Origin of the sequence: Pseudomonas mucidolens, assembly GCF_900106045.1 — a bacterium.
Taxonomy (GTDB): domain Bacteria; phylum Pseudomonadota; class Gammaproteobacteria; order Pseudomonadales; family Pseudomonadaceae; genus Aquipseudomonas; species Aquipseudomonas mucidolens.
In genome coordinates, this window is the sequence record NZ_LT629802.1 from 1,044,691 (window position 1) to 1,060,356 (window position 15,666).

At 59.8% G+C, this 15,666-nt stretch carries 15 protein-coding genes and 1 tRNA gene; 13 read left to right on the top strand and 3 right to left on the bottom strand.

The window, feature by feature from the left end; genetic code table 11:
• The first annotated feature begins 62 nt into the window (after window positions 1-62).
• The 7 genes from BLU75_RS05205 (at window position 63) to BLU75_RS05235 (ending at window position 6,567) form a co-directional block, all read left to right on the top strand.
• Complete coding sequence (locus BLU75_RS05205) at window positions 63-950, top strand: proline iminopeptidase-family hydrolase (RefSeq protein WP_084381647.1); 888 nt, start codon at window positions 63-65, stop codon at window positions 948-950.
• 3 nt (window positions 951-953) lie between these two features.
• Window positions 954-1,901: an ABC transporter permease gene (locus BLU75_RS05210; RefSeq protein ID WP_084381648.1), complete on the top strand. Its 948-nt coding sequence runs from the start codon at window positions 954-956 to the stop codon at window positions 1,899-1,901.
• Window positions 1,898-2,755 carry an ABC transporter permease gene (locus BLU75_RS05215; protein WP_084381649.1) on the top strand — a complete coding sequence of 286 codons (858 nt, stop codon included), beginning with the start codon at window positions 1,898-1,900 and terminating at the stop codon, window positions 2,753-2,755. The genes BLU75_RS05210 and BLU75_RS05215 overlap by 4 nt, the downstream gene beginning before the upstream one ends.
• Window positions 2,752-3,720, top strand: coding sequence for an ABC transporter ATP-binding protein (locus BLU75_RS05220; protein WP_084381650.1), 969 nt, complete (start codon window positions 2,752-2,754; stop codon window positions 3,718-3,720). The genes BLU75_RS05215 and BLU75_RS05220 overlap by 4 nt, the downstream gene beginning before the upstream one ends.
• Window positions 3,717-4,703 (top strand): ABC transporter ATP-binding protein, encoded by a 987-nt coding sequence (locus BLU75_RS05225; RefSeq protein WP_084381651.1) that lies wholly within the window; start codon window positions 3,717-3,719, stop codon window positions 4,701-4,703. Before BLU75_RS05220 ends, BLU75_RS05225 begins: the two co-directional genes overlap by 4 nt.
• Window position 4,704: 1 nt before the next feature.
• Window positions 4,705-6,219 (top strand): ABC transporter substrate-binding protein, encoded by a 1,515-nt coding sequence (locus tag BLU75_RS05230; protein ID WP_084381652.1) that lies wholly within the window; start codon window positions 4,705-4,707, stop codon window positions 6,217-6,219.
• 272 nt (window positions 6,220-6,491) lie between these two features.
• A tRNA-Asn gene (locus BLU75_RS05235) sits at window positions 6,492-6,567 on the top strand.
• Between the two features lie 72 nt (window positions 6,568-6,639).
• Here BLU75_RS05235 and BLU75_RS05240 read toward each other — a convergent pair.
• Window positions 6,640-6,942 carry a hypothetical protein gene (locus BLU75_RS05240; protein WP_084381653.1) on the bottom strand — a complete coding sequence of 101 codons (303 nt, stop codon included), beginning with the start codon at window positions 6,940-6,942 and terminating at the stop codon, window positions 6,640-6,642.
• 235 nt (window positions 6,943-7,177) lie between these two features.
• Between BLU75_RS05240 and yghU the strand changes: the two genes are divergently transcribed.
• Complete coding sequence (gene yghU / locus BLU75_RS05245; protein WP_084381654.1) at window positions 7,178-8,026, top strand: glutathione-dependent disulfide-bond oxidoreductase; 849 nt, start codon at window positions 7,178-7,180, stop codon at window positions 8,024-8,026.
• Between the two features lie 5 nt (window positions 8,027-8,031).
• On the opposite strand, the gene BLU75_RS05250 is transcribed toward yghU, so the two are convergent.
• Window positions 8,032-8,652 (bottom strand): TetR/AcrR family transcriptional regulator, encoded by a 621-nt coding sequence (locus BLU75_RS05250; protein ID WP_084381655.1) that lies wholly within the window; start codon window positions 8,650-8,652, stop codon window positions 8,032-8,034.
• Between the two features lie 210 nt (window positions 8,653-8,862).
• On the opposite strand from BLU75_RS05250, the gene BLU75_RS05255 reads away from it, so the two are divergent.
• Window positions 8,863-10,008: an MFS transporter gene (locus BLU75_RS05255; RefSeq protein ID WP_090221612.1), complete on the top strand. Its 1,146-nt coding sequence runs from the start codon at window positions 8,863-8,865 to the stop codon at window positions 10,006-10,008.
• A 31-nt stretch (window positions 10,009-10,039) separates the two neighbouring features.
• Here BLU75_RS05255 and BLU75_RS05260 read toward each other — a convergent pair whose 3' ends face one another.
• Window positions 10,040-10,930, bottom strand: a complete 891-nt coding sequence (locus tag BLU75_RS05260; RefSeq protein WP_084381657.1) for a bestrophin family protein — start codon at window positions 10,928-10,930, stop codon at window positions 10,040-10,042.
• Window positions 10,931-11,240: 310 nt separating this feature from the next.
• On the opposite strand from BLU75_RS05260, the gene BLU75_RS05265 reads away from it, so the two are divergent.
• The 4 genes from BLU75_RS05265 to BLU75_RS05280 all read left to right on the top strand — a co-directional run bounded on the left by BLU75_RS05265 (window position 11,241) and on the right by BLU75_RS05280 (window position 15,623).
• Window positions 11,241-11,936 (top strand): tRNA (adenine(22)-N(1))-methyltransferase, encoded by a 696-nt coding sequence (locus BLU75_RS05265; protein ID WP_172832064.1) that lies wholly within the window; start codon window positions 11,241-11,243, stop codon window positions 11,934-11,936.
• 716 nt (window positions 11,937-12,652) lie between these two features.
• Window positions 12,653-14,710 carry a methyl-accepting chemotaxis protein gene (locus tag BLU75_RS05270; protein ID WP_084381659.1) on the top strand — a complete coding sequence of 686 codons (2,058 nt, stop codon included), beginning with the start codon at window positions 12,653-12,655 and terminating at the stop codon, window positions 14,708-14,710.
• 36 nt (window positions 14,711-14,746) lie between these two features.
• Entirely contained in the window at window positions 14,747-14,926 is a 180-nt protein-coding gene (locus BLU75_RS05275; protein WP_084381660.1) for a DUF2986 domain-containing protein, read from the top strand.
• A gap of 463 nt (window positions 14,927-15,389) precedes the next feature.
• The gene (locus BLU75_RS05280) at window positions 15,390-15,623 is read left to right on the top strand and encodes a hypothetical protein (RefSeq protein WP_084381661.1); all 234 of its coding nucleotides are present in this window, start codon (window positions 15,390-15,392) and stop codon (window positions 15,621-15,623) included.
• Window positions 15,624-15,666: the final 43 nt, after the last annotated feature.

Below are 15,666 nucleotides of genomic sequence, written 5' to 3' on the forward strand. Positions count from 1 at the left end.
TCGGTAGTGTTGGTTCGAACGGTCACTACCTGCCAGGCCGACACACAACAAGGAATGTAAACATGTGGCATGAAATTGCCCCCGACCAGCAACACAACGTACAAGTCGACGGCCACAACGTCGTGGTCTACAGCTTTGGCGCAGGCGATGAAGTGTTGCTGTGCCTCAACGGTGGTCCAGGGCTGCCGTGTGACTACCTGCGCGATGCGCATGGCTGGCTCAAGGATAATGGCCTGCGAGTGGTTGCATTCGACCAGCTTGGCACGGGCGCTTCAGCCAGACCCACGGATGCTTCCTTGTGGGAAATCAGCCGTTATGTCGAAGAAGTCGAAACCGTGCGCCAAGCGCTCGACCTCGGGCGCGTTCACCTGCTGGGGCACTCATGGGGTGGCTGGCTGGGCATCGAGTACGCCATTCATTATCCTGACGCCCTCAAAAGCCTGATCCTGGAAAATACCGTCGGCGATATTCCCCATCTCTCTCGGGAGTTGGAGCGCTTGCGTGGTGCGTTGGGCAGTGAAACCGTGGCAATGATGCAACGCCATGAAGCCATGGGCACGCTCGATCATCCGCAATACCAGGCGGCAATCACCTTGCTCAACTATCGCCATGTGTGCCGCCTGGACGAATGGCCGGCACCGGTCACCCGTTCCCTCGGCGACTGGAACATGGGTCCGTACGAAACCATGCAAGGCCCCAACGAGTTTCTCTATGTCGGCAACCTCAAGGATTGGAATCGCCTCCCGCAGATGACCGATTTCCGCATGCCGGTATTGATCACCACCGGCCAGCACGATGAATTGACCCCTGCGTGTGCCATGCGTATGAAAATGGCGGTCAAGCATGCCGAGTTGCACGTATTCCCCAATAGCAGCCATATGCCGTTCTATGAAGAGCCCCAGGCGTATTTCCCGGTGTTGCTGGACTTCCTTGCTCGCCATCGAGGCTGACGGATGAACCTGGCGCGTTACCGCTTTGTACTGACCCGGCCGCTGCAGTTGCTGCCGGTGTTGTTGGGTATCAGCCTGATTACCTTTGTGTTGGTACGCTCGATCCCCGGCGATCCGGCGCGAGCCTTGCTCGGCTCGCGCAGCACCCCGGACGCGCTGCTGAAAATCCGCGCCCAGTACGGCCTCGATCAACCCTTGTGGCAACAGTATTTCTACTTCCTGAAGAACTTACTGAATGGCGATCTGGGCCAGTCGTTGCTGTACAGAGTCGACGCCCTGAAACTGATCACCACCCGCATCGAACCAACCCTGTTTCTGGTGCTGGGCAGTGTTTTGCTGGCGCTGTTGATTGCTATCCCGCTCGCCACCCTGGCGGCGCGCAATAAAGGCGCTTGGCCGGATAACCTGATTCGCCTGTTCACCACCGTCGGCCTGGGCATGCCGGCGTTTTGGCTGGGGTTGATGCTGATCCTGTTGCTCAGTGTGCAATGGGGCTGGTTCCCGGTGTCGGGTTACGGTCGCACCTGGCTGGACAAGGTCCATCACATGGTGTTGCCCTGCCTGACCATCGCATTGGCGCTGTCGGCGGTATTGGTGCGCAACTTGCGGGCGAGCATGTTGATGGAGTTGCAGGCCGATCATGTCACCGCCGCCCGGGCGCGTGGGCTGTCGGAGCGCGAGGTGTTTCGGCGTCACGTATTACCCAATTCCCTGGTGCCGGCGGTCAATCTGTTGGCCGTCAACATCGGCTGGTTGATCAGCGGGACAGTGGTGATCGAAAGCCTGTTCGCCATCCCCGGCATCGGCCAATTGCTGGTGCGCGGGATCTTCACCCGTGATTACATGGTGGTGCAGGGCGTGGCCATGGTGCTGGCCTGCGCCACGGTGGCGGTCAACTTTATCGCTGATGTGGTGACAGTGGCGCTCGACCCACGGGTAAAAATGCAATGAGCAGTCGACCGCTGATCCCCGCCTGGCGTTTGCGCCTGCGTTTCGGTTTTCGCAACGGCCGGTTGACCGCCGCCTGGGGGCTGGCGATCCTGTTGGCCTGGTTGGTTCTGGCGTTGTTTGCGCCGTGGATCGCGCCCTTTGATCCTATCGCGCAAAACCCCGACATCAGTTTGACTGCCCCCAGCCTTGCCCATCCATTCGGCACCGACAATTACGGGCGCGACATTCTGTCCAGGGTGATCTGGGGCGCGCGAATCGATCTGCAACTGGCCATCCTCGGGGTGATTTTTCCATTTGTGATCGGCACCGTGGTGGGCGCGGTGTCCGGCTATATTGGCGGGCGTTTCGACAGTTTCTGCATGCGTGTGATCGACGTGATCCTGGCCTTTCCGTTTCTGGTGCTGATGCTCGCGATCATGGCCATCCTCGGGCCGGGTCTGAAGAGCTTTTATATCGCCATGGCGCTGGTGGGCTGGGTGTCTTACGCACGGTTGATTCGCTCGCAGATCCTGGTGCTCAAGGAAAGCGACTTTGCGCTGGCGGCCAAAAGCCTTGGGTTTGGCCACGTACGCATTCTGTTTCGGCATTTGCTGCCCAATGCTTTGTTCGGTTCGATTGTGTTTTCCATGTCCGACGCGGTACTGGTGTTGCTCAACGGCGCCGCAGTCAGTTACCTGGGCCTGGGCGTGCAACCACCGACGGCCGAATGGGGAACGATGGTTGCCGAAGGCCAGGCCTTCATCACCACTGCCTGGTGGATCTGCACCTTTCCCGGCTTGGCCATCGTCACCCTGGCCATGGGCTTCAGTCTGCTGGCCGACGGTGTCGCGCATGTGCTGGGGGATCGCTCATGAGTCTGTTACAGGTGCGCGAGTTGAGCGTCATTGCCCAAAACGCTGGCCACGATGTGACCTTGGTGGACCGCGTGTCCTTTGACCTGGCTGAAGGGGAAATCCTCGGGCTGGTGGGAGAGAGCGGTTCGGGCAAGACCATGGCGTGTCGGGGATTGATGCGGCTGCTCCCATCACCCAACCTGCGCGTGCACGGCAACGCAGTGCGTCTTGCCGGGCAGGACCTGCTGACCCTGGATGACGCCGGTATGCGCAAGGTGCGTGGCGGGCGACTGGGGATGATTTTCCAGAACCCCAGCAGCCACCTCGATCCGTTGATGCGCATTGGCGAGCAGATCGCCGAGGGCATTCGGCTGCATCAGGGAGCCTCGAAGCGTGACGCGCGCCTGCAAGCCATCGAAGTGCTGCGCCAGGTCGGCATTCCCGATCCCGGCCAGCGGGTCGACAACTATCCCCATGAATTTTCCGGCGGCATGCGCCAGCGAGCGATGATCGCCGTGGCCCTCGGTTGCAACCCCCAGGTGCTGATCGCCGATGAGCCGACCACCGCGCTGGACGTCACGGTGCAGGCGCAAATCCTGCGCCTGCTCCTTGATTTGCGCGATCGTCGGGGCCTGTCGATCATCATGATCACCCACGATCTCGGCGTGGTGGCGCAGACCTGTGATTCGATTGCGGTGATGTACGCCGGGCGACTCTGTGAACACGGCAGCAAGTACGAGCTGCTGGCCCATCCCCAGCATCCGTATACGGCCGGACTGATCGACTGTCAGCCCGCCACCAGCAGCGGTCATGCGTTGCTGCGCACCATCGCCGGGCAGCCGCCGTTGCTTGATGCGTTACCCGACGGCTGCCGTTTCAACCCGCGTTGCCCCCATCTCGGTGCGTTGTGCACCGCGCAATTGCCGGAACTGACTGGCGCCGGTCCACGCGTGGCCTGCCACTATCCACTGGGAGACCGTCGATGACCTTGTTGCAGGTAAAGGACCTCGAGGTGCGTTTTGCGGCTGCCGGCAGCGGTATGTTCGGGCTCAATAAACAATGGGTAAGGGCGGTCAATGGCGTCTCCCTGACCCTGGCCGCCGGGCAAACCCTGGGCCTGGTAGGCGAGTCGGGCAGCGGTAAAAGCACGCTGGGTCGGGCGATTTTGCACCTCAATCCCATCAGTGCCGGGCAGGTGTTGTTCGAGGGTGTTGATATGGCCCACGGCGGCCCGATCGATATCGCCCGCTTGCGACACGAGACGGCGATGATTTTCCAGGATCCCTATGCCGCCCTGAACCCACGCTTGAGCATCGGTCAGACCCTTGCCGAAGTGTTGCAGGTGCAGCGCAAGGTGGCGCCGCAACAGATACCGCAGCGGGTGCATGAATTGCTCGAGCTGGTCGGCCTGCGTCCGGAATTGGCCGGGCGTAAGCCGGGCTCTCTGAGCGGTGGCCAGTGTCAGCGGGTGGGCATCGCCCGGGCGTTGGCGGTGGAGCCGCGACTGATCATCGCCGATGAATGTGTGGCAGCCCTGGATGTGTCGATTCAGGGCCAGATCATTAACCTGCTGCTGGCGCTGCAAGCGCGGATGAACCTGGCGATTCTGTTTATCGCCCATGACCTGGCCATCGTCCGGCGCTTGTGTGATCGGGTGGCGGTGATGTACCTGGGCAAGATTGTCGAGGAGGGGCCGGTGGAAGCGGTCTTCACGGCGCCGCGTCATCCGTATACCGCCGCGCTGATCCAGGCAATCCCGGAAATTGATCCGCACCGGCCGTTGTCTGGCGAACCCTTGCCCGGCGAACCGCCGAGCCCGCTGAATTTGCCGACAGGTTGCGCCTTCCATCCGAGATGCCGGCACGCTCGTGAGACATGTAGCGAGCAATTACCGCCGACCCATTTTCTGCAAGATCACCGTTACAGTTGTGTGCTTGAACAATCGCCATTCATTAACAAGGAGTTATGACATGCAATCCCGCCACTTGAAGTTGCTCGCCGCCGCCACGCTCACCGCGTGGTCGTTGACCGCTGGTTTGGCTCAGGCTGCTGGCGTGCTGACCATCGGTTGCCGTGAAGACAGCACGACGTTCGATCCGATCAAAAGCGCGCAAAACCGCGATACCTGGGTGTTCGCCAACGTCTACGACACCCTGGTGCGCGTGGATAACCTGGGCACCAAGCTCGTGCCGGGCCTGGCTGAAAGTTGGGAGGTCTCCAAGGACGGCCTGACCTACACCTTCAAACTGCGTGCGGCCAAGTTCTCCGATGGCTCGCCGATCACGGCGCACGATGCGGTATTCAGCCTGTTGCGCATTCGCGACAACAAGGCGTCGTTGTGGAGTGACTCGTTCAAGCTGATCGATACCGCCAAGGCAGCCGATCCGCAGACCTTGGTGGTTACGTTGAAAACCCCATCGGTGCCGTTCCTTTCGCAAGTGGCGTCACCGACCGTGTCGATCCTGTCGCAAAAAGCCATGGAGAAGATGGGCGAAGATGCCTACTCCGAGAATCCGGTGACGTCCGGTGCGTTCACGGTTGACGAGTGGCTCAAGGGCGATCGGGTGATCCTGCAGAAAAACCCCAACTTCTGGCAGGCCAAGAGCGTAAGCCTGGACGGGGTGGAATGGGTTTCCGTAACCGATGACAACACCCGTATGCGCATGGTCCAGAACAACGAACTGGATACGGCGATCTTCGTACCGTTCTCCCGCGTCGAGGAGCTGAAAAAAGACCAGAACGTGGTGATTCACTCCGACCCTTCCACCCGTGAAGATCACCTGTTGATCAACCATTCCCACGGATTACTGGCCAAGCCTGAAGTGCGTCAGGCGCTGGATATGGCAATCGATAAGAAGTCGTTGGTGAAAACTGCCACCTTCGGTCAGGGCGAAGTGGCGTATTCCTACATTCCGAAAGGCTCACTGTTTCACTATGCCGACAATCTGCAGCGTCCTTATGACCCAACTGCGGCCAAGAAGCTGCTGGCCGATGCCGGTGCCAAGGACTTGAAGCTCAACTACGTGGTCAACGCCGGCAACGAGGCGGATGAGCAGATAGCGGTGATGATCAAGGACCAGCTGTCGAAGGTCGGGGTGACCGCCAACCTGCAGAAGGTCGATCCGACCCAAAGCTGGCAGATGCTGGTGGACGGCGAGTACGATCTGTCGGTGATGTACTGGACCAACGACATTCTCGACCCGGACCAGAAGACCACTTTCGTCCTCGGTCACGATACCAACCAGAACTACATGACCCGCTACACCAACGACAAGGTCAAGGACCTGGTCGCTGCGGCGCGGATCGAGGCTGATCCGGTCAAGCGTGAGCAAATGTATGTCGACCTGCAGAAAATGGCCAAGCAGGACGTGAACTGGATCGATCTGTACTACAGCCCGTATATCAATATTTCACGCAAGAACGTCAGCAACTTCCTGCAAAACCCGATGGGGCGCTTTACCCTTGAGGAAGTGGTGAAGAACTAACACCCGCAGAGCGACATCGACCTCCACTTATGGGCATAGGTATCTACACAACGTTCAGAAACTGACAACATCCCCTGTGGCGAGCGGGCTTGTCCCGCGTTGGGCTGCGAAGCAGCCCGCTCGCCACGACAGCTCTATCTGCTTGGGGCAAAATTGTGTAGGTACCTATGCTTGTGGGAGCTCGCCCCGATAAGTGAAGCAACTGCCTGGAAATTCACCCAAGCCTGCTCAGTGCTTGACTTGTCCTTTTTAATCAGTAACATACGACGTATTCCGCGATAGCTCAGTTGGTAGAGCAAATGACTGTTAATCATTGGGTCCCTGGTTCGAGTCCAGGTCGTGGAGCCAGATAAAGAAAAGCCTGCAGAGATGCAGGCTTTTTTTTGCTTTGAATTTCACCAACTGATCCGGCAGAGCGGTTTATTTGGTGCAAGTAAGCCGCGAATATGTCGGCGGGTCCAGCAGAATCCCCGGGGTCATGAACGTCGAGCAGTTGAAGACGCGGCCCTTGGCGGTAGTCGCCTTGTACGTCAACTGCGTACCGCCGAGAAAGTCCTCTTTCCCTTTCGTGACCGGGCCCATTGTCAGCTCATCCGTCGAGGCCAGACCAATTGCTTCAGCGGTGACCTTGTGCATTTGCAAGACGTTGGGATTGGTCGAGCAGCCTGCCAGTGCACCTGCCAGAAGCAGCATAGCGGGGGCAAGCATAGAGGTTTTGTTCATGCCATATCTTCCTTAATCGTATTTCTCACGAGTTCCCGGCGGTTGGAATAGCCCGCGCTTGAGAGAGCGTTTAAATCAAGGGGGGTTTAAGTCACCCGCCTGATCTGGCTAACTAACTGGAGAAATTTATTTCAGCATGGCTTTCAGGGTGGGCATATAGGTCAGATGTGCTATAGGCGTTTACAGTCCTATGCGTTTCCCTTCGTCATGACCCAGTGCCTCAGGAGTAAAAAGCATGACCGATTATCTTCCGCCAAGGATCTGGACCTGGAACACCGGGAATGGCGGGCAATTCGCCAATATCAACCGGCCTGTCGCGGGCGCGACCCATGAAAAAGACTTGCCGGTGGGCGCTCACCCCCTGCAGTTGTATTCCCTGGCCACACCCAATGGCCAGAAGGTCACGATCATGCTGGAAGAGCTGCTGGCCCTTGGGCACGCCGGCGCGGAATACGATGCCTGGCTGATCAAAATTGGCGAAGGCGATCAGTTCTCCAGCGGCTTTGTGGCGGTCAACCCCAACTCGAAAATACCGGCGCTGATGGATCGCAGCGGGGCAAAACCAATCCGGATTTTCGAATCTGGGGCGATTCTGCAGTACCTGGCCGAGAAGTTCGGCGCGTTCTTGCCGACGGAGCCTGGGGCCAGGGCTGAGTGTCTGTCGTGGCTGTTCTGGCAGATGGGCAGCGCGCCCTACCTGGGCGGCGGGTTTGGGCATTTCTACGCCTACGCGCCGACAAAAATCGAGTACGCCATCGACCGTTTCGCGATGGAAGCCAAGCGTCAGCTCGATGTATTGGACCGACAACTGGCGCAGAATCGATACATCGCCGGCGATGAGTACACCATTGCCGATATCGCGATCTGGCCGTGGTATGGCGGCCTGGTGAAAAGTCGTTTGTACGATGCCGGCGAATTTCTATCGGTGCAGGACTACAAGAACGTAATGCGCTGGGCCGACGCCATCGACGCACGGCCTGCGGTCCAGCGCGGACGGATCGTCAATCGCGTGTGGGGAGAGCCTGCCGAGCAGTTGCCGGAACGGCATGCTGCGACTGATTTCGACGGTCGTGGGATCGACTGATGTGCTCAATGGCCGGGATTCTCAGTCGCCGACTGATCCCAGGCCAGCATGATGTGCGAGATAGCGGCATCAATGAGGTCATGCCTCACGCTATCCCGAGCAAGGATCGAAATACCCTGCAGGAAACTGTCGAACACCACCGCCAAGGCATCGGCGTTGGCGGGGAGCGCCCCGGCGGCTATGCCGCGTTCGACACACGCCACGATTCCGGCACGCGTGCGCGCTCGCGACGCGGTCAGGGCGGCGCTCACGTGCGCATTTTCCGGGGAGGGCGCGCTCATCACACCCAAAGCCACCATGCAGCCCTTGGGGTGGCCTTCCTCGCACTGCATGCGTGCCGACTGGCGCAAGGCGCTTTCAATCGCTTGGCGGGGCGGCAGCTGTTCATCCCACAGGCATTCGGTGACTTGGGCAAACGTACCCAGGTAGCGCTGCACGCATTCCTGGAAGAGCGCGTCCTTGGAACCGAAGGCCGCATAAAAACTCGGCGCGGAAATTCCGCCGCCCAAGCTCGCCTTCAAATGGCTCAACGACGTGGCGTCGTAACCATGCTCCCAGAACAGGTGCAACGCCTGTTCGATGGCTTGATCGCGGTCGAAGCTGCGGGGGCGGCCCATCTGCGCCATGACGAGTTCCTCTGAGTGATGACTTAAATACTATTCGATACATAAGTCGTTGACAACGTAAGCGTGCCTCCCTCAACATCTGTACCGATCGATACTTAAGTCGCCCTTCAGCCACTCAACTCAGGAACGCTCACTGTGAATTCTTCCCGTTCTGCCTCGGCCGCCGCCGAGCCTGACCGTTTCCCCATCGGTGCCTTGCTGGCCCTGGCGATGACAGGCTTTATCTGCATCATCACTGAAACCCTGCCGGCAGGCCTGTTGCCGCAGATCAGCGCGGGCCTGGCGATTTCCCCCTCTTTGACTGGCCAGATGGTCACGGCCTACGCGCTGGGATCGATGCTGGCGGTGATCCCGCTGACGATTGCGACGCAAGGCTGGCGCCGACGTAACGTGCTGTTGCTGACCATTGTCGGTTTCCTGCTGTTCAATTCGATCACCGCCTGGTCATCTCACTACGCAGTCACACTGGTTGCACGCTTTTTCGCCGGGATGGCGGCGGGCCTGGCGTGGAGCCTGTTGGCCGGGTATGCCCGGCGCATGGTGGCACCGGAACAGCAGGGCAAGGCGTTGGCGCTGGCCATGGTCGGCACGCCGATTGCGCTGTCACTTGGTGTGCCGCTCGGCACTTGGCTGGGCGGGGTGGTTGGTTGGCGTACGGCGTTCGGCATCATTTCGCTGATGACGCTGTTGTTGATCGTCTGGGTATTGCTCAAGGTGCCGGATTATCCCGGACAAGCTGCCCACCAACGCCTGCCGTTACGCCAGGTGTTGACGACTCCTGGCGTGCGCCCGGTATTGGCGGTGGTGATTACCTGGATGCTGGCACACAACATTCTCTACACCTACATCGCGCCCTTTGTCGCGCCTGCCGGACTGCTGGGGCGAGTGGATATGGTGCTGCTGGTGTTTGGCATCGCCGCATTGGCCGGGATCTGGATCACCGCCAAACGGGTCGAGCCGCTGTTGCGCAAGACGGTGCTGGTCAGCCTGGCGGCCTTTGCGGCGACCTGCCTGATATTTGGTCTGTTGGCCAAGGTGCCGCAGGTGATCTACGTCGGCGTGGCGGTCTGGGGGCTGAGCTTCGGCGGTGCCGCCACCTTGCTGCAAACGGCCTTGGCGGACGCCGCGGGCGATGGTGCGGATGTGGCGCTGTCGCTCAACGTGGTGGCCTGGAACGGTGCAATTGCCGGCAGTGGCGTGGTAGGTGGAGTGCTGCTGGATACATGGGGTGTGGCGTCGTTCCCGTGGGCGATGCTGGTGTTGCTGGTGATCGGGTTTGCCATCGCCTGGTCGGCGCGCAGCCATGGATTCAAACCGGGAAAACGCACGATGGACAAACCCGTCGTCGCCCATTGAACAACGGCGGGCTTGGTGTCGCTGATCGTTGTTAACTCATACGTTCGATACCCAACGAGTCACGCTGCATCGACTGCAGGTTGCGCTCGATGGTTTCGCAGATGGTTTCCATCTGGATCTGGTGTTCGCTTGAGCGGAATGGGCTTTGCAGGTCGGTGCCGATGCGCTCGATGGCCAACAGCATGAAGCCCACCACCGTCGATGCCAGCGGGGTGAACCAGCCCAGGGACTCCACGAGTCCCACCGGCACGATCAGGCAGAACAGCGAGATAAACAGCCGTGGGAAATACACATAAGGGTAGGGCAGCGGTGTGTTGGCGATTCGCTCCATACCGCCCTGGCTGTTGGACAGGTCGACCAGGGTCGATTCCAGCCGCGCCAGTCGAATGCTGTCCAGGCGCCCGGCCTTGTACTCCCTGGCCAACAGCGCGGCGGAGCCGGTGAGGATATCGTTGGCAAAGTTATTGGTGGTGCCGCTGCGGGCGAATTCGTTACCGGGAATGAACGCCTGTACTTCCACCGGACACGGCTCGCCCCTGAGGTGCGCCGCGAGGCAATTCACATACGCCACATGACGACGCAGCAGCGTCGATTTGATCGGGTTGACCTCCTGATCCGGGTCATCCAGCAGCGTCAGTACCTGGCGGGCAAAACTGCGCGAGTTATTGACCATCGCGCCCCACAACGTGCGTGCTTCCCACCAGCGGTTATAAGCACTGCTGTTGCGAAAACTGATTAGCACCACCAGCGCAGAACCCAGCAACGTCAGAGGCATCAGTGGCAGGTTGATCTTGGTGTTGAGGAACAGCATGAAGTCCACGGTGACCGCAATGTCCCAGAGCAGCAACCAGAACAGCGCCCAACCGACATAGCCCATGGTCTTGATAATCAAACGGTACTTTTTGAGGATGGCAGCTTTCAAACGGAAACCTCGCAGGGTGCGGTAAGCATCGGTGTGCTAGCTCGGACGATGTTGCCGGACAAAGGTTCGCTGCAAAGCTGTAATCAATGGTGATGGGGCCTGAATCGATTCAGTCGGGGAAGGGGCGCTGCAGGATTTGCGCGGTTAAAGACTTCCCCTGCGTAACGCAATCATTGTGTGTCGCGAAATGTCCGCGGGGTTCAGCCCACCTTCAGTCACCTGACCCACACTGGCACTTTACCCTGGCGCGCGCACCCAGCATCATGCGCCGCCAACGGTATGGCACATTTGTGCTGAAGAGGAAGCACAGTTGAACGAACACACATTGTCCCTGCGCCTGGAGCGTGTAGCGGCGCATGTGCCAGGCGGTGCGCGGCTAGCCGATATCGGCTCGGATCACGGCTATCTGCCGGTGGCGCTGATGCGTCGCGGTGCCATTGCGGCGGCGGTGGCCGGGGAGGTGGCATTGACGCCGTTTCACGCGGCCGAGCGCACTGTGCGCGAAAATGGCCAGGCGCTCTACATCAGTGTGCGCCTGGCCAGTGGCCTGGCAGCGATCGAGTGGGAAGACCGGATCACCGCGATCAGCATCTGCGGCATGGGTGGCGAGACCATCCGCGACATTCTCGACAGCGGCAAGGCACGCCTGAGCGGCCATGAACGCCTGATCCTGCAACCCAACGGCGGCGAGCAGCCATTGCGCCAATGGCTGATGGAAAACGGCTACCGCATCCTCTGCGAGGAGCTGCTGCGGGAAAACCGCTTCGACTACGAAATCATCGTCGCCGAACGCACCGGCCCGGTGATCTACACCGCCGAGCAACTGTACTTCGGCCCGCTGCAAATGCAGGGCCGCAGCCCGGTGTTCCTGGCCAAGTGGCAGCGTCTGCTGCGCCATAAGCAGAAGACCCTGAATCATTTCGCCCGGGCGCGGCAGACGCTGCCTGAGGGGAAGGTGCAAGCTATCGCCCAGCAGGTCCGTTGGATCACTGAATTGCTGGCTTGAGAACCACCCTTCATCCCAGAGGGGGGCGAGCGAAGTGTGCTGAAAAAACGGGTGACCTGGAAAACCGCGTCGATTGTGGAGTCACCGCTGGGGAGAGCGCTGGGGTGGCTCTCAAGACGCTCTTGCCCCACCACTCGGGGCGCCTAAGATCAAAATCAAACGCACGGCGGCCTGATAGCCGACCTGATTTTTTGTGAACGTGTTCCCTCTGTAGGAGCGAGCTTGCTCGCGAAGGTCGTTAACGATGACACGGGAAATCTGGCCCCCCGAGGCGATCTCAGGTTTTTCGCGAGCAAGCTCGCTCCTACAGAAGGCGGCTGTGGTTTTTGGTAGGCACCCCGGCAGAATGCCGAGTGGTGGGGCGAAACCAAAGAAGAGCATCATGCTCACTATCACAGCACTCGCCCTCGGACGATCAGGTATGCGCGTTTCAGCGCTCGCCTTGGGCACCATGACCTTCGGCGCCGACTGGGCTTGGTGTGCCACCGAGCCGCTGACGGTTACAGTCCCACCTTCACCACTGAGTGTTTTTGCCCCATTTTTGCGCACCAAGGCGTTGATGAGACAGCGCTACAGCCGGTATTTCCAAGGTCGCCGACCCACGGTCCGTTTCTTGCTTGGGCCTTTCCAATCAACGGCATGGCATTTTGCCGCTAAGCATTTCAGTGCTTCAGCCACCGTTAAAGTGTGCAGGTTGTTCAGGGGAGTCGTCGGACATGCAAAGTGTTTTATCGCCAGGTATCCGTCTGCTCGGGCGTTTTGGTTTTGCGCGCAAGTTTCAGATTCTGTTTTTCCTGTTCATGCTGCCGTTGGCCGGCAGCCTGTGGGTGATGGGGCAGGACTATCGCGCCAAGCTTGCGGTGATCGCCAATGAGCAATCCGGCGTGCGGCAACTATTGACGCTCGATACGTTGGATGACCAATTGACCGCTCAGCGCAACCTGGCAGCGCGCTGGAAAGCGCTCGATATTCTGCGTGAACCCACACCTGCGGCCAAGACGGCAATGGCCGCGGTCGATGCCAATCACCCGCTTATCGTGCAGAGCCTGCAAAACCTGGGCGACGCGCTCAAAGCTCAGAACGCCAGTGCGCAATCCCTGGCTCGGTTCGAGACGCTCCAGGCCGCGGTCGATGGCATGGACACCCAGTCCTTGCGCACTGTCGGCTGGTGGCCGGATGGCTACGATCGCTTCACCTCGGCGCGGAGTGCGATGCAGGCCGTGCGTGAACAGATCACCCTGGATGCCGGTTTGATCCTCGACCCCTGGCTTGAAACCTACCTGATGATGCAAATTGCCACGCAGCACGCACCTGATCTGATCGAGCGTATCGGGCGCATGGCCAGCGTTGGCCAGTCGTCCATCGCCTCGGGGCAGTTCAGCCTGCAAAGTCGTTTGCAGATGCGCGACCTGCGCGGTCGGATTGGCGATGCCCGGGAGCAGTTGGCCAAGGCCGCGGTTTCGCTCAAGGCCAAGCAATACCCAGGCATGGAACCCTGGATCACTCAATACGACAGCAGCTCGCAACTGCTGGATAACCAACTCAAAGTGCTGGACGACGGCGTGTTCGACGGCACGATCAAGCTCGACACAGACACGTTCGACAGCAGTGTCGACGGCATGCTCGGGACCTTGGGCGCGTTGCGCAATCAATCATTGAATGCTCTGGATGCGCGCTTGAATTACTACCGCGACCGTTCCCTCAAACAATTCATTCCGGTGGCGGCGACGTTCAGCCTGCTGGTGTTGGCGGCGCTGTACCTGTTCATATGCCTGCAAGCCTCGATTCGCCGTAGCGCCAGTGGCATCACCACACTGGCCGAATCCCTGCGTGACGGCAACCTGTGTGTCGAGGTCGCCGTAGATGGGCGCGATGAACTGGCTGCTATTAGTGCCGCACTCAACGTTGCCGTGGTGCAACTGCGCACCAGCCTGTTGGGTGTCAATCACGAAACGCAGCAATTGGGTGCTGCGGTGCAGACACTCACCGCGCAGTCGGGCAGCACCCTCACCGAAGTGGAAGATCAGCAACACCAAATCAGCCAGATCGCGGCGGCAGCCACACAACTGGCGGCGACCTCTCTGGGGGTCGCCAAAAGCTGCGAGCAAGCCTCCGGCAGCGCCCAGCAGACCCGGCGCATTGCCGAAGACAGTAGCCACGACAGCCAACGCACCACGGCTAGCATCCAACAACTCAACCAGCGCCTGAGCGACACCGCCGACGCACTGAGTCAGGTGAGCCAGCAAGGCCAGCAAATCCAATCAGTGGTCGACACCATTCGTGGTATTGCCGAACAGACCAACCTGCTGGCACTCAACGCAGCCATCGAAGCCGCAAGAGCCGGCGAACAAGGTCGCGGCTTCGCGGTCGTCGCCGATGAAGTGCGCAGCCTGTCGCAACGCACCCAAGCCTCCACCGCGCAAATCGCCAGCACCGTCGACAGCCTGCGCGCCACAGTGAGCCAGGCGGTCAGTTTGATGGCGGCCGCGTGCGATCAGGCGCTGACCGATGCGCAAGCGGTGACAGGGTTGGGCAATCGGTTGGGGGAAATTGCCAGCGCCGTGCAAAACGTGACCGATACCTTGGCGCAGATTGCGGCGGCGGTAGAGGAACAGGCGGCGACAGCGGACGAGGTGAGTGGGAATATCCAACAGGTGGATCAGGCAGCGGGGCGCTTGCTGGAGGGCGCGCGCGCGGTGAACGAAGCGGCGGACATGCTGAGTGAGGGGAGCCGGGCGTTGAGCGGGAATACGGCGAGGTTTCGGTTGCGGTGAGATATGATTCAAGCGTTTACACGCTGAGTAGAAATCATGAATCGCCGTAAAAAAATCAAGCAGTTGTTGAAAGCCCACGCCAAAAAAGCCAGTGCCAAATTGGCCCCGGCCAGCAAGAATACGTATATCAGCAAGGCTGATCGCTTGAAGCTGGCTGCCGAGTCCAGTGAGGATCCAGTCATTTGCGCTGAAGCAGCAGGCACCGACAAGGTTTGAATGGCCCGAGACAGGAACGCAATGCTGTTCAGTTAAGCCAATAGTGACCACTACTGTAGGAGCGAGCTTGCTCGCGAAAAACTCATAGGCGCCGCGTTTATCCAGGAAACACGCGTTATCGTTGACGTTTTTTGCGAGCAATGGCTAGGCGCCCCCTCGCTCCTACAGTGGTCGCTGACAGTTGCACCGGCAACTCTGCTCGGTCAGGTGCGAATCAGCGCACAAACTCCAAGGCCGTGAATGTGTAGACGTCATGTTTTTTGTTCGACGTCGACTCGCGGCACATCTGCCGAAGGGGGCGCTGGCTGGCCTTGAGCACTCTGTCCCCCTTTAATCCCCATACCGGTCTACCATGTGCGCCTCGGCAGTGGTTTCTCGCGCTCCCGACCTTCACTTTTCAGGAGTCGCCAATGACCTCGCTGACCCGCAACACCCCAGCCTCTCTTGCATCCGAGGTGGCGCAATGAGCATCGACCAGATCAGCCTGCCCAAAGGCGTCGGCCCACACGCTGCCAAGCTGATGGACGCCATCACCGGTGCCGATACAAAAGAAGACCTGAACCGTGCCGGCGGCAAGGCCGAAGGTTTTGTGCTGGGGCTGGAGAGCACCAAAGCCATCAAAAGCCAGGTCGCCGAATCGCTGTATGTGGTCTATGACGACGCGGCGAGCCATCGGTTGAGCGAATTGAAGGGCTAGACGTCAGCGCTGCAGGTTATCGTTGGAGTCCTTCGCGGGGCGA